At 67.5% G+C, this 20,338-nt stretch carries 14 protein-coding genes, 1 other RNA gene and 1 pseudogene; 4 read left to right on the top strand and 12 right to left on the bottom strand.

Going from position 1 to position 20,338, the window contains the following annotated elements; genetic code table 11:
• Positions 1-25: 25 nt before the first annotated feature.
• The 10 genes and pseudogenes from ACV4UX_RS01485 to ACV4UX_RS01440 all read right to left on the bottom strand — a co-directional run bounded on the left by ACV4UX_RS01485 (position 26) and on the right by ACV4UX_RS01440 (position 13,915).
• Positions 26-730 carry a DUF6125 family protein gene (locus ACV4UX_RS01485; protein ID WP_491591564.1) on the bottom strand — a complete coding sequence of 235 codons (705 nt, stop codon included), beginning with the start codon at positions 728-730 and terminating at the stop codon, positions 26-28.
• A gap of 264 nt (positions 731-994) precedes the next feature.
• Entirely contained in the window at positions 995-1,465 is a 471-nt protein-coding gene (locus ACV4UX_RS01480; protein ID WP_491591563.1) for a hypothetical protein, read from the bottom strand.
• A gap of 960 nt (positions 1,466-2,425) precedes the next feature.
• Entirely contained in the window at positions 2,426-4,111 is a 1,686-nt protein-coding gene (ettA, locus tag ACV4UX_RS01475; protein WP_491591562.1) for an energy-dependent translational throttle protein EttA, read from the bottom strand.
• 89 nt (positions 4,112-4,200) lie between these two features.
• Complete coding sequence (locus ACV4UX_RS01470) at positions 4,201-5,106, bottom strand: delta(1)-pyrroline-2-carboxylate reductase family protein (protein ID WP_491591561.1); 906 nt, start codon at positions 5,104-5,106, stop codon at positions 4,201-4,203.
• 51 nt (positions 5,107-5,157) lie between these two features.
• Entirely contained in the window at positions 5,158-6,327 is a 1,170-nt protein-coding gene (locus ACV4UX_RS01465) for a diguanylate cyclase (RefSeq protein WP_491591560.1), read from the bottom strand.
• Between the two features lie 5 nt (positions 6,328-6,332).
• Positions 6,333-6,710 carry a DUF1987 domain-containing protein gene (locus ACV4UX_RS01460; protein ID WP_491591559.1) on the bottom strand — a complete coding sequence of 126 codons (378 nt, stop codon included), beginning with the start codon at positions 6,708-6,710 and terminating at the stop codon, positions 6,333-6,335.
• Positions 6,711-6,714: 4 nt separating this feature from the next.
• On the bottom strand, positions 6,715-7,212 hold the full coding sequence (locus tag ACV4UX_RS01455; RefSeq protein WP_491591558.1) for a SiaB family protein kinase: 498 nt from the start codon (positions 7,210-7,212) through the stop codon (positions 6,715-6,717).
• A gap of 133 nt (positions 7,213-7,345) precedes the next feature.
• Positions 7,346-8,320, bottom strand: a pseudogene (locus ACV4UX_RS01450) (SpoIIE family protein phosphatase); the annotation flags it as partial.
• A 1,297-nt stretch (positions 8,321-9,617) separates the two neighbouring features.
• Entirely contained in the window at positions 9,618-12,695 is a 3,078-nt protein-coding gene (locus ACV4UX_RS01445) for an efflux RND transporter permease subunit (protein ID WP_491591557.1), read from the bottom strand.
• Positions 12,692-13,915 (bottom strand): efflux RND transporter periplasmic adaptor subunit, encoded by a 1,224-nt coding sequence (locus ACV4UX_RS01440; protein WP_491591556.1) that lies wholly within the window; start codon positions 13,913-13,915, stop codon positions 12,692-12,694. Before ACV4UX_RS01440 ends, ACV4UX_RS01445 begins: the two co-directional genes overlap by 4 nt.
• A gap of 168 nt (positions 13,916-14,083) precedes the next feature.
• Between ACV4UX_RS01440 and ACV4UX_RS01435 the strand changes: the two genes are divergently transcribed.
• From ACV4UX_RS01435 to ACV4UX_RS01425, 3 genes are read left to right on the top strand one after another with little or no spacing between them, the layout of a single operon-like run.
• Positions 14,084-15,382, top strand: coding sequence for a M23 family metallopeptidase (locus ACV4UX_RS01435; RefSeq protein WP_491591555.1), 1,299 nt, complete (start codon positions 14,084-14,086; stop codon positions 15,380-15,382).
• 58 nt (positions 15,383-15,440) lie between these two features.
• Entirely contained in the window at positions 15,441-16,430 is a 990-nt protein-coding gene (locus ACV4UX_RS01430; RefSeq protein WP_491591554.1) for a zinc-dependent alcohol dehydrogenase family protein, read from the top strand.
• 52 nt (positions 16,431-16,482) lie between these two features.
• Positions 16,483-16,896, top strand: a complete 414-nt coding sequence (locus ACV4UX_RS01425; RefSeq protein ID WP_491591553.1) for a hypothetical protein — start codon at positions 16,483-16,485, stop codon at positions 16,894-16,896.
• 183 nt (positions 16,897-17,079) lie between these two features.
• Here the strand turns inward: ACV4UX_RS01425 and ACV4UX_RS01420 are convergent, their stop codons facing one another.
• Complete coding sequence (locus ACV4UX_RS01420) at positions 17,080-18,744, bottom strand: AMP-binding protein (RefSeq protein ID WP_491591552.1); 1,665 nt, start codon at positions 18,742-18,744, stop codon at positions 17,080-17,082.
• A gap of 13 nt (positions 18,745-18,757) precedes the next feature.
• Positions 18,758-19,318, bottom strand: a complete 561-nt coding sequence (locus ACV4UX_RS01415; RefSeq protein WP_491591551.1) for a helix-turn-helix domain-containing protein — start codon at positions 19,316-19,318, stop codon at positions 18,758-18,760.
• A gap of 126 nt (positions 19,319-19,444) precedes the next feature.
• Between ACV4UX_RS01415 and ssrA the strand changes: the two genes are divergently transcribed.
• Positions 19,445-19,795: a transfer-messenger RNA gene (gene ssrA, locus ACV4UX_RS01410) on the top strand.
• The last annotated feature ends 543 nt before the right edge of the window (positions 19,796-20,338 follow it).

The raw sequence follows: 20,338 nt of genomic DNA, 5'->3' as shown, positions 1-20,338 counted from the left end.
TCGGAAAGGGATGCGGTCGTCTTCTTCAGTCCTTCTTGTTCGATACCAACCGGAAGCGCCAGGAGCAATACGTGTCGTCCGGCAGGGGGTCCGGGGGGCAGGCGATGCATTCGCAGCGGATGCGCGGGTCCACGAAACGGGCGAAGCCGGAATACTCCGTCACGCCCGCCGAGCGGCAGGGGTAGTCGGCCAGCCCCTTGCGCCGCCTTGCGGCCTGCACGCGGCAGGTGACGGTGCGGAGCACCAGGGCGTCGGGCTCGCGCTCGAAGGCCACCTCGTTGACGATGCTGCCGAAGCGCATGCGCAGGGCGGCCTCCAGGGCGTCCAGGCCGCCTGACGGGGCGAGCTTCAAGAGGGCCGACCAGCGCCGGGCCTCCAGGGGGGCGAAGCGCGCCCAGCAGGTGTCGTTGACGCGCTTGGCCGCGTCCATGCCCTCCAGGGTCTCCACGGCCTGGAACCACACGCCGTCCATGCCCAGCCAGAGCTTGGCCAGGGTCTCGCGCAGGGCCGTAAGCTGGGCCTCGTCCAGGCCCTCGAAGAGGTTGCCCTGATGCCCCAATCGCTTGAGGGCCATGTCCCGCACCAGGGAACCCGCGCGCTCCTCGGCCAGGAGCGCCTGTTCGATGCCGTGCTGATGGACGGTTTCCGCGAACCAGAGGCCGTGGTGGGCGGCCATGAGCCGGATGGTTTCGAGGATGGACGCGGCGAGGAGGTCTTTGCTTTCGGACATGGGCGCTCCTGGGGTTGGTCCGGGGAACGCCTGCCGCGCGCGACGGTCGATGCGCTGGTCCCGCGCCAAAGCCCATACACCGGAGCGCCCGCGAAGGCCAGGACGAGCCTCTCGCGGGCGTGAGCCACCCGTGGCGCTCCGTCCCGGGGAACGCTTGCCGGGCCGGGGCTGCGGCGTCTGCCGCACGGCGCAGCCCGCATGAACGGCCGACGCGCCCTGACCTCCTGCAGGGCGCGGGGCGGGAGGCGGCTGGACCTCAGACGCCTACTGCAGGGGACCGCCCGCGTGGACGGCCTGGCGGTGGCCGAACTCGACATGGGCGAGGAGCGCGTCCACCACTTCGCCGCGAGGAAGCATGGTGCGCCGACAGAGGCTGTCGATGCAGCCTTCGACGGTGTACTCGTCCACGCCCTGCCGGAAGCTGAGCCCGCTCACGGCCATCCAGAAGCTCAACAGGTGGCCGCGCTGGGCCACGCAGGCGCAGTCCCAGACCTTGCGCAGGAGACGCTGGATCAGACGGTTCGCCCGGGGCGAGGTGACGTGGAGCCGCGTGCGCACCAGCACCTCTATCCACCTGCCGTAGGCCGTCATGCCCGAGGCGACGAAGGCGTCGACGTCCTCCGGTGGGACGCGCGCGAGGATGTCGTCCATGGCCTTGGCGGCCTCCTGCCAGCGCTGCCCGTCCAGGGCCTCTTCCAGTTCGAGAATGGTCCGCATGATGTCGTGATCCGGCATGATGTCCCCTTGGGCGCCTGCTGCTTCGCGCGCAACGGCTCGCCATCCGCCTTCAACCCCCGACGAGGAACATGTTGTCGACTGCGGCTGAAAAACGGTCGGGATGAAGGCGCTTTCGCCTGTACACCCGGATTACGCCCGATTGCGAAGGGAGCGTAGGTAGGAACCCCCTACTTCGGCATACCTGAAAACCCATTCTTCCTCTTGGGGAAGCACGGCCATGGATTCACGCGCATCAAGGACCGCGACGCGCTGTCATGAAAACGCGAAAGCGCCCCGTCCGAAGGCGAACGGGGCGCAGTAGAGGTAGACGATACACTGTCTTTTTTCTGTTGATGCGAAATTTGGCTTTGCCTTGCCTGTAGGGCTTTGCGGTTTCTCCGCAGAGTGTGCCTGGACTGCATTTGCGTCCTATGGCTTCTTGGCGCCCTACCCTGGTTGATGCTGTTCTTCGTCAGACTGACCCAATGGACTTCCCTCCGTTCGGGTTGATCCGTCTGTCGCCTTCGTACAATTTCAATATAATCCTCGCCCAAGCGGTTGTCCAGTGCGTGCGGAAAAATTTATTTGAAATGGTGAACGACGCAAAAAAACGCCCCGGCCGTCTCCGGCCGGGGCGCTGCATGTCTCAGGTTATCGAAACGTTTCGCTTGGTCTGTTGATTGAAAACTGAGCGTGCCTCATCTGTAGAGCAGTGCGGTTACTCCGCTTAGTTTGCCCGGATCAATCGCCTTGCGTATCCTGGGCCGGGGCTGCTCTACCTGGTGAAATGCTGCTGTTCATCCGACTGGCCCAACGGTCTTCCCTCCGTTCGGGTGAATCCAACAGTCGCCTGGGACACGATTACTTTATAGGCCCCTGCCCGACGATTGTCCAGTGGGACGTCTTGAAAAAAACGCGGCCCCCTGCCGCATGACGGACAGGGGGCCGGAAGAATTAAGGAATTTTTCCGGGAAAGGATCAGCCCCGCGCGAATTTGCGGTACTTGATGCGGTGGGGCTGTTCGGCCTCTTTGCCCAGGCGGGCCTTGCGGTCGGCCTCGTACTCGGAATAGTTGCCGTCGAACCATACGGCCTTGGAGTCTCCCTCGAAGGCCAGGATGTGGGTGGCCACGCGGTCCAGGAACGAGCGGTCGTGGCTCACGATGAGGGCGCACCCGGCGAAGTTCAGCAGGGCCTCCTCCAGGGCGCGCATGGTGTTCACGTCCAGGTCGTTGGTGGGTTCGTCCAGGAGCAGCACGTTGGCCCCGCTCTTGAGCATGCGCGCCAGGAACACCCGGTTGCGCTCGCCGCCCGAGAGCACGCTCACCTTCTTCTGCTGGTCCGGCCCCGTGAGCCCGAAGCGCGCCACGTAGGCCCGGGAGTTCACCTCGCGCCGCCCCAGGGGGAAGGAGTCCTTGCCCTCGCTCACGGCCTCCCAGACGGTCATGTCGTCCTTGAGGGCCTCGCGGGACTGGTCCACGTGGGCCACGCTCACGGTGTCGCCCAGTTTGATCTCGCCGGAATCGGGCTTTTCCACGCCCGTGAGCATGCGGAACAGGGTGGTCTTGCCCGCGCCGTTGGGGCCGATGATGCCCACGATGGCCCCGGGGGGGATGAGGAAGTTCAGATCCTCCACCAGGAGCCTGTCGCCGAAGGCCTTGGCCACGCCCACGGCCTCGATGACCTTGTTGCCCAGGCGGGGACCGGGCGGGATGAAGATTTCAAGGTCCTTGGCGGCCTTTTCTGACTCCTGGGCGGCCATGGCCTCGTAGGCGCTGATGCGCGCCTTGCCCTTGGCGTGGCGGCCCTTGGGGCTCATGCGGATCCACTCCAGCTCGCGCTCCAGGGTCTTCTGGCGCTCGTGCTCGGCCTTTTCCTCGCTCTTCAGGCGTTCCTGCTTCTGCTCCAGCCAGGAGGAGTAGTTGCCCTTCCAGGGGATGCCCCGACCGCGGTCCAGTTCCAGGATCCAGCCGGCCACGTTGTCCAGGAAGTAGCGGTCGTGGGTGACGGCGATGATGGTTCCGGGGTAGTCGTGCAGGTGGTGTTCGAGCCAGGCCACGGTCTCGGCGTCCAGGTGGTTGGTGGGCTCGTCCAGCAGCAGGATGTCGGGCTTCTTGAGCAGGAGGCGGCACAGGGCCACGCGGCGCTTCTCGCCGCCGGAGATCACCTTCACGGGGGTGTCGGGCGGGGGGCAGCGCAGGGCGTCCATGGCCATTTCCAGGCGCGAATCGATGTCCCAGGCGTCCAGGGCGTCGAGCTTCTCCTGCACCTGGCCCTGGCGCTCGATGAGCGCGTTCATGGCGTCGTCGTCCATGGGTTCCGCGAACTGGGCGTTGATCTCCTCGAATTCGCGCAGCAGGGCCATGGTTTCCGCCACGCCCTCCTCCACCACCTCGCGCACGGTGCGTTCCTCGTCGAGCAGGGGCTCCTGCTCCAGGTAGCCGATGGTGTAGCCGGGGGCCAGCACGGTCTCGCCCTGGAAGTCCTTGTCCACTCCCGCCAGGATGCGCAGAAGCGAGGACTTGCCCGAGCCGTTGAGGCCCAGCACGCCGATCTTGGCCCCGTAGAAGTAGGAAAGCGAGATGTTCTGCAGGATGGGTTTCTTCTCGTGGAATTTGGAAACCCGGATCATGGAATAGATGATCTTGTTCGGTTCGTTGCTCATGGTCTGGTCACGTCCGTGGTTGAAGCCCCCGTTCCGGCGCGCGGCCCGGGGGACGTTGTCGTTGCGTTGCGATGTCGGGACCGCCCCGGTCAGGAGCGGGAAAAGGCCAGCCGCGCCGCAGCCAGGTCCAGGGCGGCGTGTCCAACGCCCTTGTAGAGCACGGGGCCGGACAGTTCAAGCCGCGCCTCCACGGCCTCCAGGGGCGTCACGCGGGAGAAGTCGACGCCCGCGCGCAACAGGTCGCCCGCCTCGGCCTGCGCGGCGGCGAGGTCGTCCACGAAGAGACGGCAGCGGCGCACCAGCGCCTCGGGGATTTCGGCCCGCTCCGGCTGGAAGGAGCCCACGGCCGCCAGGAAGGCGTCCTCCCGGACCCTCTCCCCGATCACGGGCTCCGGGCTCGCCGTGGCCGTGACCACCAGCGCGGCCCGCTCCAGCACGGCCGAGGGCGAATCCACGGCCCGGGCCTCTGTCCCCAGGGCGCGCAGCCTGTCGGCCAGCGCCTCGGCCCTGGGCAGGGAACGGGCGGCCACGTAGACCTCGCGCACGCCCAGCACCGTTGTGAAGGCCATGGCGTGGGCCAGGGCCTGCACGCCCGCACCCACCACCAGGAGCGGCCCCTCCGGGTCCGGGGCCAGAAGCTGCGCCGCCAGGAGCGAGGCCGCAGCCGTGCGCCGCGCGGTCACCTCCGGGCCGTCCAGCACGCCCAGGCGCACCCCGGTTGCGGCGTCCACGGCCACCACCTCGCCCTGGATGAGCGGCAGGCCCCGGGCGGGGTTGCCCGGGGAGACGCTCACGATCTTGGTCACGGCCAGTTCTGGGTCCGAGGCGGGCATCACCAGGAGCGTGCCGCCTCCGGGCAGGGGCAGGGCCAGGCGTTGGGGGGCGTGCACCAGGCCTCGGGCCTTGCGGGACAGGACGGCGGCGACGGAGTCGGCCAGGGGCGCCCAGGGGAGCAGGCGCGCCGTGGCGGCGGCGTCGTGGACGGCAAGGGTCATGGGGCTCCTCGGCCGGAGGCTCCGGCGCGGCTGCCCGGCCGGGGCCGGGGCTCAGAGTGATTCGCCGGAGGCGGCCACCACGCGGTCGCGCCCCTGGCGCTTGGCCTCGTAGAGGGCGTCGTCGGCCAGGCGGAAGGCGGCGTCCAGGCTCATGCCCGGACGCAACTGGACCACGCCGAAGCTGATGGTCACCTTGATCTTCGCGCCCTCCCACTCCGGCTCCAGGCGGCGCACCACGTCCAGGATCTTCCCGGCGGCGGAGAAGGCGTCCTCCTGGGGGGTGTCGGAGAAGAGCAGCATGAATTCCTCGCCGCCCCAGCGGGCGCAGAGGTCTTCGGCGCGCAGGTTGGCGCGCATGGCCCCGGCCACGGAGCGCAGCACGTGGTCGCCCGCCGCGTGGCCCCGGGAGTCGTTGATGCGCTTGAAGGAGTCCAGGTCGCCCAGGGCGATGGAGAAGGGAGCGCCGCGGCGCATCATGCGGGCGTATTCCACGTCCAGGCGGTGGGTCATCTCCCAGCGGTTCACCAGGCCCGTGAGCACGTCGGTGCGTGCCAGCAGCTCGAGGCGCAGGGAGAGATCCTTGAGCTGGGACTGGTAGGAGTCGCTGATGCTCACGGTCTTGGCGAAGCGCCGGGCAAGCTTGGCGTGGAGTTGCGCGAAGCGTTCCAGGCGTTCGCCCAGTTCGGGGTCGTTGCCGGAGGCTTTCGTTGCCAGGGCGCGCATCTCGCGCACGGCCTCCTCCTCGGCGGGCGTAAGACGCGCCGGAGGCTTCGCGCCGACCGGCGCGGGCGCGCCGAAGGTGGGGCGGATCTCGCTCCCGGCGCGCAGGGCCTCGTGCCCTGCCTGGACGCACTCGGAGCACAGGGCCTGGGCGAAAAGGGTGTCCACGTTGTCGCGCAGGAAGGTCTCGATCTGGCGCCAGTAGTCGTCGTCGAGGCGGATCTTGCGGCACTGCACGCAGATGGGCAGCGTGAGTTCCTGGAGATGGCGGACCTTGGCGGCCATGCGCTCCATGTTGGCGGCCATCTCGCGGATCTGGAGCTGGTAGGTGTCGCTGATGCGCAGGGTCTTCTCGAAGCGGCGCACAAGCTCCCCGTGGGCGTCGGCAAGGGAGGCGAGCCCCCGGGCCAGTTCCTCGCGGGAGGCTTCGCCGGAGAGGAGCGCGCGGGCGCTGACGGCCGGCGCGTCGGCTTCCGGGGGCCTGCTGCGTCTGGCGGCCATGGCCTCTAGGACTCCACGGCGACGATGTCGAAGGGGAAGGTGACCTCCTCCTCGAATTCGTGGGCCAGATCCAGGGCGCGGGGGTTGGCGGCGTCGTAGCGCCATTCCACGCGCACGGGCGCGCCCTGCCCGTGGGCTTCCTCCAGCAGGTCCAGGATGTCCAGCATGCACTTGGTGCTGCTGCTGTTCATGTAGCTGATGTCGATGACCACCGAGAGGCCCTGGCCCGAGACCAGGCGCTCCTTGAGCCAGGCCATGACGGGCTGGTAGAACTCGAAGGAATATTCCGGGTAGGACTCCCCCTCCATGCGCAGGACGGCCTCTTCGGGCTCGAAACGGATGAGCGGAGAGGTGTGGGTTGCCGGGATGTCCAGAAACTGCATGCCCCTACTCCTTGCAGGATACGTAGGCGGTGAGGCTGAAGAAGGCCATGGCCTCGTCCATGTCGCTGACCGCGTACGTCATTTTTTCGGTGGAACGCCTGGCCATTTCCAGGATGCCGAGCCCTGCCCCCAGGGCCTCGGGGGGCGTCTCGCGGCGCATCTGCTCCTTGTAGAGCTTGCGCAGGCCTGCGGCGTCAAGGCTGTTGACGGAATCGATGGTCTCCGTGAGGGCGGCAACGTCTTTGCGGCATACCACGTTGCCCGAGGTGACGGCGTAACGGCCGTCCTTACGGGCGATGGTGATGATGGCCGAGCTGGCCTCGTCGGGGGGGATATCGCGTACCTTGTTGTAGTTTTTCACGTTCTGCGCCAGTTCGATGAAGATGGCGAACACGTCCAGCACGGCGGCCTTGGTAAGGTTCTGCGCCGTGAGGTGGTTGCGCACGGCGATGCCGATCTCGTCGATGATGCTGTGGGAGAACGGCCCGTTGAAGCAGATCATGATGCCCGCCTTGCCGAACGCCTCGCGAATCCTGAACAGATCCATGCCTTGCTCCGCCGCGCGGACCGGGACGCGCCCCCTCGATGATGTCTCCTCGCCCCCCTCCCCCACCCCCGCAATCCACCGCGAAAACAACAAAAATGACATCGTCGCGCTTCTTGCGCGGGCCCAAATACCCCTTCAGCGTCTCTTTGAAAAGCTCCGCCTGGGCCTCCAGAGGCGCGGCGGCGTTCGCCAGGAGCATTTCCTTGAAACGCCCGGCCCCGAACCCGTAGCCCTGCTCGCCGCCTCCCTCGTCCAGAAAGCCGTCGGTGGTGGCGTAGAAGCGCATGCCGGGCTCAAGGGGGATCACGTGGTTCACGTGCTCGCTGCGGGGCTTGCGGCCCCTGTAGCCCAGGTTCTGCCGGTCCCCGCGCACCTCTTCCAGCGCGGCGCCCCGCAGCACGTGGAGCGAGATGCCCGCCCCCGCGAAGACCACCCTCCCCCTGGCGGGCTGGCACAGGCACAGGGCCATCTCCAGGCCGCAATCCAGGGCCTCTCCGCCTTGGCGGTCCATGCCCAGGGTGGCGCGCAGCTCGCGGTCGGTCTCGGCCAGGATGCGCGCCGGGTCGTCGGAGCAGACCACGCTGACCACATGCCCCAGCACCGCGTGCACCGACATGGACATGAACGCCCCGGGCACGCCGTGGCCGGTGCAGTCCATGACGCCGATGAGGCAGCCCTCTGCCACCTCGCGGAAATAGTAGAGGTCGCCGCCAACGATGTCGCGGGGCAGATAGAGGGCCATGTGCCCGGGGAAGGCCCTGTCCAGGGCATCCCGGGGCGGCAGGATGGAGCGCTGGATGGCCTGGGCGTAGCGCAGGCTTTCGAGCATGCGCTGACGGGAGCGGTCGAGATGCTCGTAGGCGGCCGTAAGCTCGGCGGTGCGCTCCTGGACCTTGCGTTCGAGGTTGCGCGTGTGGTCGAGCACTTCCCCGGCCATGCGGTTGAAGCTGGCCGAGAGTCTGCCGATCTCGTCCTGCCGGGTCACGGGGAGGGTCTGGCCGTAGTTGCCCCGGGCCATCTCGGCCGAGGCCTCGGTGAGGGCCGCAAGGGGCTGGATGACCATGCGCCCGAGCAGGTACGTCACCGCGCCCAGCACCACCACCAGCGAGAACACCGTGAGCGCCGCCAGGGGCCTGAAGAAGCCGCTGCCCGCAGCGCGCGAGATGTCCACCAGCACCAGGCTGTACCAGCCCAGGTCCGGCAGGGCCGTCATGGCCGCCAGGCGCTCCGTCCCTTCCAGGATCAGGGGGAAGCGCTCCACCACGGAGGCCCCGGCGTCCAGGCGCTGCAGGGCCTCCTCCACGGCCTTGGCCCCCGGGCCGTGGCCCAGCAGGCCCTGGATGGTGATCTTGCCCGCGTCTGAGGTGGCGCGGGCGTTGTGCGTGACGATTTCCAGGTCCGGGTGGGCCTGGATGGCCCCGACGCGGTCCACCACGATGGTGGAGATCTCCGCGTCGCCTTGGCTGACGATCTCCCGGAAGAACTCGGTCACGTCGATGCCGCTGCCAGCGATGCCAAGCTTGGCCCCGTCGGCCCCGCGCAGCACCACGTTGATCCAGACCTTGATGGAGTTGAAGGCGCGGTCGTAGTCCAGGTTGAGGGCGTAGTCCTCCACCTGGGTTATGGAATAGAAGAACCAGCGGTCCTTGGGATCTTCCCGGTTGAGGGTGATCATGGCGAGGCCCTGCTCGGGTTTCGTCCCGTCGAAGAACCAGTAGTGCTTGGTGCGCTCCACCGCCAGGAAGTAGCTCTTGTCGCGCAGCAGGGTCCGGTAGTTCTCCAGTTGGGACCGGGCGGCCTCCTTGACGGCGGGATCGGCCTCGTTCTGGACGAAGCGCCCCACTAGGGCGTCCCGGGCCAGGGCGCGGGCCAGCGCCACCTCACGGTCGATGACGGAGGCGATCTTGTTGCGCTCCAGCAGGGCCTGCTTCACGGCCAGGCTTCCCGCGAACCCGGTGACAACCTCCCTGGACGTCACGGCCAGGAAGGCGAGCACCACGCAGAGCGTGGCCAGAAACAGGCCTGCCACGGCCAGGTTGAGCCTGGACCTCAGGGACGTGCGGACGGAGACTGACGACATGCTGCCCCCCGGTGGCGGTTCGTGACGGCCCGGAGAATCACTACCGGGCGCAATCCACTCTGCCCGCGCCGCAGAGCCTTGTCCAGACACGGCGGAGGACGCCCGGAGGGCCGACCTCCGGACCGGACGCCACGCCACGCGCCCTTCAGGCGCGCCCGGACATCCAGGTTCCTCCACGGAGCGCCCTCCCGGACGTTCCGGGCGGATGCTCGGGGCGACCGCCCCGGTCCTGGACCTCCCCGAGAGCCATCTAGCACGTTTTCATCGCCGATGCACTAGCCTACGAGCGAACAGCCAGGCGGCGCTTGAACCATCCCTGGAGGTCGTCCAGGTAGGTGTAGGCCACGGGGGTGAGGTAGAGCGTCACCACCTGGGAGATGGCCAGGCCCCCGGCCACGGCCAGACCCAGGGGCTGGCGGGCGTCGCCGCCCGCGCCGTAGGCCAGGGCGATGGGCATGATGCCCGCGACGGCCGCCACGGTGGTCATCATGATGGGGCGAAAGCGCGTCACGCAGCCCTGGAAGGCCGCCTCGCGCGAGGTCATGCCGGTCTTTTCGGCCTCGATGGCGAAGTCGATGACCATGATGGCGTTCTTCTTCACGATGCCCATGAGCATGATCACGCCCACGAAGCCGTAGAGGTCCAGCTCGCGGCCGAAGGCCAGCAGGGCCAGGAGCCCGCCCAGGGCCGCCGAGGGCAGGCCCGAGAGGATGGTCACGGGGTGGACGAAGCTTTCGTAGAGCACGCCCAGGATGATGTAGATCACCACCACCGCCAGGAGCATCAGAAAGGGCACGCTGGAGGCCGACTCCTTGAAGGCCGTGGCCTGGCCCTCGAAGGTGCGGCTCACGGCGCCGGGCAGCTCGCGGTCCGCCAGGGCCTCGATGGCTGCCACGGCGTGGGAGAGCGAGTAGCCCGGCGCGGTGTTGAAGGAGATGGTCACGCTGGTGAGCTGCCCGGTGTGGTTCACGGTGATGGGTCCCACGCCCTCGTCCATGGCCACCAGCCCGGCCAGGGGCACGAGCTTGTCCTTGTTCTTGTCCTTGTTGTTCTCCAGGTCGGGCTGCACGTAAAGCTTGCCGAGCAGGTCCGGCGAGCGCTGGAACTCGGGCGCCACCTCAATGACCACGCGGTAGGTGTCCGTGCTGGCGTAGACGTTGGAGATCTGGCGCGCTCCGTAGGCGCTCCAGAGGGCCGTCTCGATGGCCCTGGCCGAGACGCCGTAGCTTGCGGCCTTGTCGCGGTCGATGCGCATGAACACCTGGGGGCCGTCGATCTGCATGTCGGAGTTCACGTCGCGCAGTTCCGGCAGGCCGCGCATGAGCTCCTCCATGCGCCTGCCCGCCGCGTAGAGGCTCTGGGTGTCGGGCGAGAGCAGCGTGAACTGGTAGAGCGCCCGGGTGGAGCGCCCGCCGATCTGGATGGCCGGGGGGTTGAACATGAAGAGCCGCAGGTTGGTCACCTGGGAGAGCGCGCCGCGCAGCTGGCCCAGCACGGCGTCGATGTCGTCCTGGCGTTTCGAGGCGGGCTTGGTGAGCGTGAAGAAGGCCGCGTTGTTCATGGAGGTGTTGGGGCCGCCCACACCCACGATGCCCACCACCTTGTGCACGTTGGGGTTCTCCGCCACGATCTTCGTGACGTTGAGCACGCGCTCCTTCATGGTCTCGAAGGAGGCCGACTGTTCGGCCTGGGCGTAGCCGTAGATGAAGCCCGTGTCCGTGGTGGGGATGAAGCCCGTGGGCACGCGGGTGAAGAGCCACAGGGTGAGCCCCAGCACCGCGAAGCTGGCCAGGAGCACGGCGAAGCGGTGCTCCAGGGCCAGGCGCAGGCTCTTTTCGTAGGCCGTCTCCAGGGCCTTGAAGAAGCGCCCCGAGTGCCCCACCCTGCCCTCGCGCAGGAAGCGCGAGCAGAGCATGGGCGTGAACGAGAGCGTCACGAAACCCGAGACGAAGATGGCGATGGTGATGGTGACGGCCAGCTCGTTGAGCACGCGGCCCAGGATGCCCGCCATGAACATGATGGGCACGAAGACCACGGCCAGCGAGAGCGTCATGGAGACGATGGTGAAGCCGATCTGCCCCGCGCCGTCCAGGGCCGCCTCCATGGGCTTCTTGCCCATCTCCATGTGGCGCACGATGTTTTCGAGCATCACGATGGCGTCGTCCACGATGAAGCCGATGGCCAGCGTGAGGGCCATGAGCGAGAGGTTGTCCAGGGAGAAGCCGAACTGCTTCATCACCGCGAACGTGCCGACCACGGCCACGGGCAGGGCCAGGCAGGCGATGAGCGTGGCCCGCACGTTCTTGAGGAAGGCGAACACCACGAGCACCACCAGGGACACCGAGAGGGCCATGGTGAACTTCACGTCCTCCACGGACTCCTTGATGGTCTGGGAGCGGTCGTACATCACCTCGAATTCGATGGACTGCGGCAGGGTGGCCTGGATGGCCGGAAGCTGGTCGCGGATGCTCTCCACGAGCTTGATGGTGTTGGTGCCTGGCTGGCGGCGCACGGCGATGGTCAGGGAGGGCGACTGGTTGTGGTAGGAGGCGTTCTTGTCGTTGAGGGTGGAGTCCACGGCCGTGCCCACGTCGCCCAGGCGGATGGGCTTGCCCGCGCGCCAGGCCACGATCTGGTCGATGTAGTGGCGGGCGTTCATGAGCATGCCCTTCACCTTGATGGTGAAGAGCCGGGCCTGCCCGTAGAGCGATCCCGTGGGCAGGTTGACGTTCTCGGCCTGGATGGCGTCGGCCACCTGGGTGATGGAGAGGTTGTAGGCGGCGAGCTTGTCGGGGTCCAGGCGCAGGCGCGGGGAATAGGTCTGGTCGCCGTAGATGGCCACCTGGGCCACGCCCGAAACCATGGAGATGCGCTGGGAGACGTAGGTCTTGGCGTAGTCGGTGAGCTTGTAGAGCGGCAGCGTGGCCGAGCGCATGCCGATGAAGAGCACCGGGGCGTCGGCCGGGTTCACCTTCTGGTAGGTGGGCGGGTTGGGGAGGTTGGGAGGCAGGTAGCCCGAGGCGGCGCTGATGGCGGTCTGCACGTCGGAGCCCGCGCCGTCCATGTTGCGGCCCAGCTCGAACTGGAGCACGATGGTGGTCTGGCCCAGGGTGTTCACCGAGTTCATGGACGTCACGCCCGCGATGGTGGCGAACTGCTTCTCCAGGGGCGTGGCCACGGAGGAGGCCATGGTCTCGGGATCGGCTCCGGGCAGGTTGGCCGAAACCTGGATGGTGGGGAAGTCGATGGCGGGCATCTCCGACACGGGCAGGGCGAAATAGGCCGTGAGCCCCAGGAACACCAGCCCCAGCGTGACGAGCGCCGTGGCCACGGGGCGGGTGATGAAGAGCCGGGTCACTGCCCGCCGCCCTTGCCCAGGTCGGGAGCCTTCCCGGGGTCCCGGGCCGCCCCGGCGGGCTTGTCCTGTCCCTGCCCCGCCCCGGCGGGCTTGTCCTGTCCGGAGCCCCCCGGCCCCGCCCCGCCCTGCACGAGCACCGCGCCGCCCGGGGCCACGCGCACCACGCCCTCGCTGATCACCGTCTCGCCGGGCGAAAGCCCCTCCTCCACCACGATGCGCGTGCGCTCCACCATGCGCCCGGTCCTCACGCGGCGCAGCTCCGCCGTGGACTTCTCCGTGACAACATAGACGAACGAGCCGTCCTGGCGGTTCATCACGGCGTCGTAGGGCAGCACGATGCGGCCCTTCTCCACGTCCAGGGTGGCTATCACGTTGACGAACTGGCCCGGCCAGAGGGCCAGCTCCCTGTTGTCGAAGCGGGCCTGGAGGCTGATCATGCCGGTCTGCACGTCCACGGCGTTGTCGATGGCCGTGAGCGTGCCGAATTCCTTGAGGTCCTGCTCCTCCTTGGGCACGCGGGCCGACACGGGCACGGGGCGCGCGCCGAAATGGCGGCGCACCAGGGCCAGGTCGCCCTCGGTGACGGAAAAGCGCACAAACACCGGCCGAACCTGGTTGACCGTGAAGAGCGAGGTGGTGTTGGCGGTGACGATGTTGCCGGGCTTCACCTGCTGGTAGCCCGCCACGCCTTCCAGCGGAGAGAGGATGCGACAGTAGCCCAGGTCGATGCGGGCCGACGCCAGGGCGGCCTGGTCTGCCTTCACCTGCTGCCAGGCGGCCTCGAAATCGGCCTTGCGCTGGTCGAAGTCCTCCTGGCTGACCACCTGCTTGCGGATGAGTTCCCGGTAGCGCAGGTAGTCGCGGGTGGACTGGTCGGCCTTGGCCCAGTCGCGCCCGAGGGTTCCCACGGCCTCGTCCACGCGGGCCTGGAAGGGTTGGGGGTCGATGGAGGCCAGCAACTGGCCCTCGCGCACCCAGTCGCCCTCGGCGAAGTGCATGGCCTGGAGCTTGCCCGTCACCTGGGGGGCCACGGTGACGGTGCGCATGGCCGTCACGTGTCCCACGCCGCGCACCGCCAGGGGGGCGTCCGCCAGTTCGGCCCGGGTCACGCCCACGGGGGCCGGGCGCTGGGGCGGGGCCTCCTTCTTGCGGTCGCACCCGGCAAGGCAGACCAGGCACTGCAACAGGGCCAGCAGCAGGGGCAGGACGGCTCGGGGCATGCATTCCCTCCGGCGGACAATGCACCGGGAACTATCCCCTTTCGCACACGGCGTCCAGAAGCGTGGGCGCGCGCTCTTGTGGTTCGCGCCCGCGCGGGCTACAAGGCGCGCAAAGAAGCGGTCCCGGGGGACCGCATCGCAAGCCGGAACACCGGAACCTCTTCGCTTATGGGCAAACTGATCTCTCTTCTGCTGTTGATCGTCCTCGTCGGCCTGGGCGTCGGCGCCTACCTCTTCACGCGCGACATGGCCGCGCCCGAAGTCTCCCTCGCGCCTGAGCGCGCGGCCACGGGGGCCAAGCGGGAGTTCACCCTCCAGGCCAGGGACCAGGCCTCGGGCGTCAAGACCGTGAAAGTCTCCGTGCTCCAGGCCCAGAAGGAGACCACAGTGCTCCAGAAGACCTTCGACCCGGCCCCCGCCGAGGTCCGCGAGGCATTCACCCTGGAGCAGGCCGGGCTGCGCGAGGGGCAGTTCGACATCATCGTGGTGGTCACGGACAAGTCGGTGTTCAACTTCGGGGCGGGCAACACCACGCGCGTGACGCGCACCATGACGCTCGACAACCGCGCCCCCGTGATCTCCGTGCTCTCCCAGGCCCACCACATCAAGCAGGGCGGCGCGTGCGGCGTGGTCTACCAGGTGAACAAGGACGTGGAGCGCTCCGGCGTCTACGTGGGCGAACGCTTCTATCCCGGCTACAGGCTCCCCAGCGGCAACTACGCCTGCATCTTCGGCTTCCCCTGGAACCTGGACATCAAGGCCTTCCAGCCCAGGCTCTACGCGGAGGATCTGGCGGGCAACGAGCGGGCCATCAGCTTCCGCTTCAACGCCAAGCCCACCAAGTTCAAGCACGACTCCATCAACATCGGGGACGAGTTCCTGCAGTCCAAGATGCCGCAGTTCGAGGCCGCCTACCCCGACATCAAGGACCCCGTGCAACTCTATGTGAAGGTCAACCGAGACCTCCGCAAGGAGAACGTGGCCAAACTGGGCGAGTTCGCCAGGAACACCGCGCCCCAGATGCTCTGGGAGGGCGTGTTCCTGCGCCTGCCCAACGCCGCGCCCCGCGCGGGCTTCGGCGACGGCCGCACCTACCTCTACAAGAACCAGAAGATCGACGAAGAGACCCACCTGGGCGTGGACCTGGCCTCCCTGGAGAACGCCCAGGTGCCCGCCGCCAACTCCGGCCGGGTGATCTACACCGGCTTCTTCGGCATCTACGGCAACGCCGTGATCATCGACCACGGCTGGGGCCTGCAGTCCATCTACTCGCACCTCTCCCAGATCACCGCCAAGGAGGGCGACACGGTGCGCAAGGGCGACATCATCGGCAACACCGGGGCCACGGGCCTCGCCGCCGGCGACCACCTGCACTTCGGCATGATCCTGGGCGGCATCGAGATCCAGCCCATCGAATGGTGGGACCCCCACTGGATCAAGGACAACATCACCGACAAGTTCCAATAGCCTTCCCAGAAGGCCTCCCGGATGGTATGGATGCGCATCCGTCCGTCCGGGAGGCCTCATGCGCGCTCAACTCCTCAAATCCTTCGGCGACACGCCGGACTTCCAGACCGCCGACATCCCCATCCCCGGCGTCACCCCGGGCCACGTGCTCGTGCGGGTGGCCGCCTCGGGCGTGAACCCCATCGACCTGAAAATCCGCAAGCTCAAGCCCGCCTTCGCGCCCGCCCTGCCCGCCGTGCTGGGCATGGACATGGCCGGCGTGGTGGAGGCCGTGGGCGACGGCGTGACGGACATCGCGCCCGGGGACGCCGTGTTCGGCTGCGTGGGCGGCCTGGCGGGACTCCAGGGAACCCTGGCCGAATACGTTCTGGCCGACGCGCGCCTGCTGGCGCGCAAGCCCGCCTGCCTCTCCATGGTCCAGGCCGCCGCCCTGCCCCTGGTGACCGTCACCGCCTGGCTGGCCCTCTTCGACCGCGCCCGCATCCGGCCCGGCCAGCACGTGCTCGTCCACGCCGGGGCGGGAGGCGTGGGCCACGTGGCCGTGCAACTGGCCCGCGCCTTCGGGGCGCGGGTGGCCGCCACGGTCTCGGGGGCCGAAAAGGCCGCCCTGGCCGAACGCTTCGGGGCCAACGACGCCGCGGACTACCGCCGGGAAACCGTGGAGGCCTACGTGGAACGCCTCACCGGCGGACAGGGGTTCGACGCCGTGTTCGACACCGTGGGCGGCAAGACCCTGGACGACTCCTTCCTTGCAGCCCGCGCCGGGGGGACCGTGGTTTCCATCAACACCCGCTCCACCCACGACCTCTCGCCCCTGCACGCCAAGGGGCTCACCCTTTCGGTGGTGTTCATGCTCCTGCCGCTGGTCACGGGGCAGGGGCGGGAGCGCCACGGGGAGATCCTCCGCCGGGCGGCCGCCCTGGCCGAGGAAGGAAAGCTCGCGCCGCTCCTGGCCGCGCGCCGCTTCCGCCTGGAGGAGGCGGCCCAGGCCCACGACTACCTGGACTCGGGCCAGGCCGTGGGCAAGGTGGTGGTGGAGGTGGCCTGACACGTCCGGCTGCGGCGCCTCGCGCACGACAACCCCAACCCTGGAGACACCCATGAGACTTCTCGCCACGGCAGCGCTTTTCGCCCTTCTCCTGGCCGCTCCGGCCCTGGCCCAGCAGCCCGGGGCCATCCCCAACATGGTGGGCACGTGGGAGGCGGGCCCCTTCGAACTGCACCACAAGAGCCACGGCTTCATCAAGAGCAAGGGCCAGACTGCCAGGCTGGTGGTCACGGCCCAGGAGGACCGCGTGTTCCACGGCTCCGTGGAGTGGGGCAACAAGGCCCCGGGCAAGGACACCTTCTCCGGCGTCATCGACAAGGACAACGTCACCTTCTATCTGGCGGGACACGAAGAAGGCCTGCGCCTGGGCAAGCTGGAAGGCCCGGACGCCTTCACCTTCTATTACCTCGTGCCGGGCGGGAAGAACCCCAGGGCCGGGTACGTGGAATACAAGCGCAAGAAATAACGAAACCGGGGCCGCCGGAAGTTCCGGCGGCCCCGGCTTCGGAGCGATGATTCCCCACACGGGCCAGGCGGCCCGCCTCGTGTTGCGCCTTCACAATCCGCCCAGGCAGATTATCAAGGCAACCACCCAAAACCATTCACTTTCTGCTTAACAAACCTCTCCCTGTTTATCCAAATCGCGACACTAGACGGTGGGCTCCGGGGTCTTGCCCTCGTCCTTGGCGCGGATCTCGGCGCGCTTGATCTTGCCGCTGATGGTCTTGGGCAGCTCGGGCACGAACTCCACCACACGGGGATACTTGTACGGCGCGGTGACGCGCTTCACATGGTCCTGCAACTCCTTGACCAGACCCGGCGAGGGCGCGAACCCGGGGGCCAGCACCACGGTGGCCTTGACGGCCTGGCCGCGCTCGGCGTCGGGGACGCCGGTGACGGCGGCCTCCACCACGGCTTCGTGGGTGATGAGCGCGCTCTCCACCTCGAAAGGCCCGATGCGGTAGCCGCTGGACTTGATGAGATCGTCGTTGCGTCCCAGGAACCAGAAGTAGCCGTCCTCGTCCATCCAGGCCTTGTCGCCGGTGTGGTAGGTGCCGCCGAACATCACGGAGGCGGTCTTCTCGGGCTCGTAGAGGTAGCCGTCGAAGAGGCCCACGGTCTTGCCGTCGCCCAGGCGGATGCAGATCTCGCCCTCGTCGCCCGGGGCGCAGACGCGGCCCTTCACGTCCAGGAGCACGATGTCCCATCCCGGACAGGGCTTCCCGATGGACCCGGGCTTCACGGGCATGTTGGGAAAGGCCGCGATCTGAAGGGTGGTCTCGGTCTGGCCGTAGCCCTCGAAGATGGTCAGGCCGGTGATCTTTTTCCAGGCGTGGAACACGCCTTCGTTGAGCAGTTCGCCCGCCGTGGTGCAGTGGCGCAGTTTGGAGAGGTCCCAGTCGGCCAGGTTCTCGCGGATGAGGAAACGATAGATGGTGGGGGGGGCGCAGAAGGTGGTCACGCCGTGCCTGCTGATCACGTCCAGCAGCTCGGCGGGCACGAACTTGCCCCTGTAGTCCCAGGTGAAGACGCAGGCTCCGGCCATCCACTGGCCGAAGAACTTGCCCCAGATGGACTTGCCCCAGCCGGTGTCGGCCACGGTGAGGTGGAGGTCGCCGGGGCGCAGGTCGTGCCAATGGACGCCGGTGGTGATGTGTCCCAGAGGATAGTTGTGGTTGTGCACCACCATCTTGGGCATGCCCGTGGTGCCCGATGAGAAGAAGATGAAGGACACGTCCTCGCCGCCCGCCGCGCGTTCCGGGCGGGGGAAGACGTCGGGGTGGGCGGCCTCAAGCGCCTCCCAGGCCAGCCAGCGGCCCTCAGCGGGGCGTGCGCCCACGCGAACGAAGCCCTGGAGCGTGGGGCAGGAGGCGGCCACGGCGTCCACGCGCTCCATGAAGTCCTCTTCCACCACGCAGGCCTTGATGCCGGCCTTGTTCACCCGGTATTCCACGTCGTGTGCGGTGAGCAGATGCGGCGAGGGCACGGGCACGGCCCCCACCTTGTGCAGGGCCAGCACGGCCAGCCAGAACTCCACGCGCCGCTGGAGCACGATCATCACCTTGTCGCCCTTGCCCAGGCCCATGGCCTTGAAGGCGTTGGCCATGCGCGAGGAGCCCTTGCTGAAGAAGGCCAGATCCAGGTCGCGGCGCTGTCCTTCAGGTCCTACATGCACCATGGCGGGGCGTTCCGGCGCCTGGGCGGCCTGTTCGTCGAGGAAGTCGAAGGCGAAGTTGTAGGCCGGGGGCACGTCGACGGCGTAGTTGGCGCGGAAGTCCTCGAAGGTGTCGAAGCGTTGGTATTGGGGCAGCATGACCTTGTCCTCGTTAGTTGATCACGTCGAGAAAGAGGGCTTCCTTGCCGTCGAGTCCGCGCATGGCGTGGGGGATGGTGGAGCTGAAATAAAGGCTGTCGTGCGGGTTCATCACCACCACGTCCTTGCCCAGGAGCAACTCCAGGCGGCCCTCCAGAAGGTAGATGAACTCCTCGCCCGCATGGTGGTTGAACTCCAGGTCCTCGCGCTCGCGGGGCGGCACCGTGACCAGGAAGGGCTCCATGGAGGGGCGGTTGAAGCGGTAGGCCAGGGCCTGGTACTTGTAGGCCTTGCGCCTGGTGACGGCGAGGCCCTGGTTCTTCTTCACCAGGCAGTATTGGTGGAGCTTGGCCTCGGAGCCCGTGATGAGGGCCGTGAGGTCCACGCCGGTGGCCTTGGCCAGGGCGTAGAGGTAGCTGACGGGCACTTCTCCCGAGCCGGACTCGTAGGCGGTGATTTCCTCGGCGGTGCAGCCGATGCGCTGGGCGAGCTCATCCGGCGTGATGTCGAGGGCGTCCCGGAGATCCTTGATGCGCCGGGAGATGTCGCGGTCGAAGGTCGAAGGCAGGCTCATGGTGCTCCTCCTTGTGGTGCTCGGAGGGGGGTAGCGCAAAACGGTCACAATTTCGAGTTTTTTCGTCCGCGATCCCCCTTGCGCCCGGGGCCGCCGGTCTTATATGAAGGGGCATGACACATCCCTGGGGGCGCACCGGTTTCGACGGGGATAGTGACGACAAGGTTGCAGGCCGAGGTTCCGCGAGGCCTCGTTAAACACGCGGAAACAAGATAATCGCCAACGATTACGACTACGCCCTGGCCGCTTAAGGCCAGCCTCCGTCCGGCCCACGCCTGGTAAGCTGGAACCGGGGGACACCCCATCAGGCTGGCGCGCTCCGTTGTCCGTTGAGGCGCGCGCGAGAACCTAAACGGTCTGGGATCGGGATGCCCGTCAGGGAGGCACGTCCGAGCCGAGATCAAATCCCTTTCTAAGCCTGTAGACGCTTTGCCCGAGCGTTCTCGGACGGGGGTTCGACTCCCCCCGCCTCCACCACCAACAAGTCCGGCGCAGTCCGGCAAAGTCCAAAAACCCCCAGGATTTCTAGGAAAAAGGCGGCTCCGGTGGGCCGCCTTCGTCCGTTTTGGGCCGTTGGCAGCCAACAACTTTGTGAGTACCCCCGCGAGTAACAAAGGCAACTTGCGCAGAGGCCTGCGAGTAACACCCTCAGGCCGCGCCCCTGCTACTTCCCGACCCAATGGAGGTTACTCACATGGCGCTCACCGACTTGGCCGTGATGAACGCGAAACCCGGCCCACTCTCGTCAGAATCGCCGACGACAGGGTGCTTTGCCAAGAGATTGCTCCCAGCGGGGGGAGGCGATGGAGCTCTCGCTATCGTTTCAACGGCAAGGCCAACATGCTCTCCCTTGGCGCTGACCCGGACGTCAGCCTCAAGGATACGCCGCGAGCGCCGTGACGAAGCCCGGCCTCACTCAAGCCTGGGAAAAATGACCCCGAAGGCCTACACGGAGATGATGGGCAGTGGAGTAGCCCCCGTTTAGACCGGACATCCTGTCCAACCGAAGAGGTAGGGCTA

The organism is Fundidesulfovibrio sp., assembly GCF_058402725.1.
Note: the sequence above shows the minus strand (reverse complement) of the source record. Positions and strands in the feature narration are given on the sequence as shown.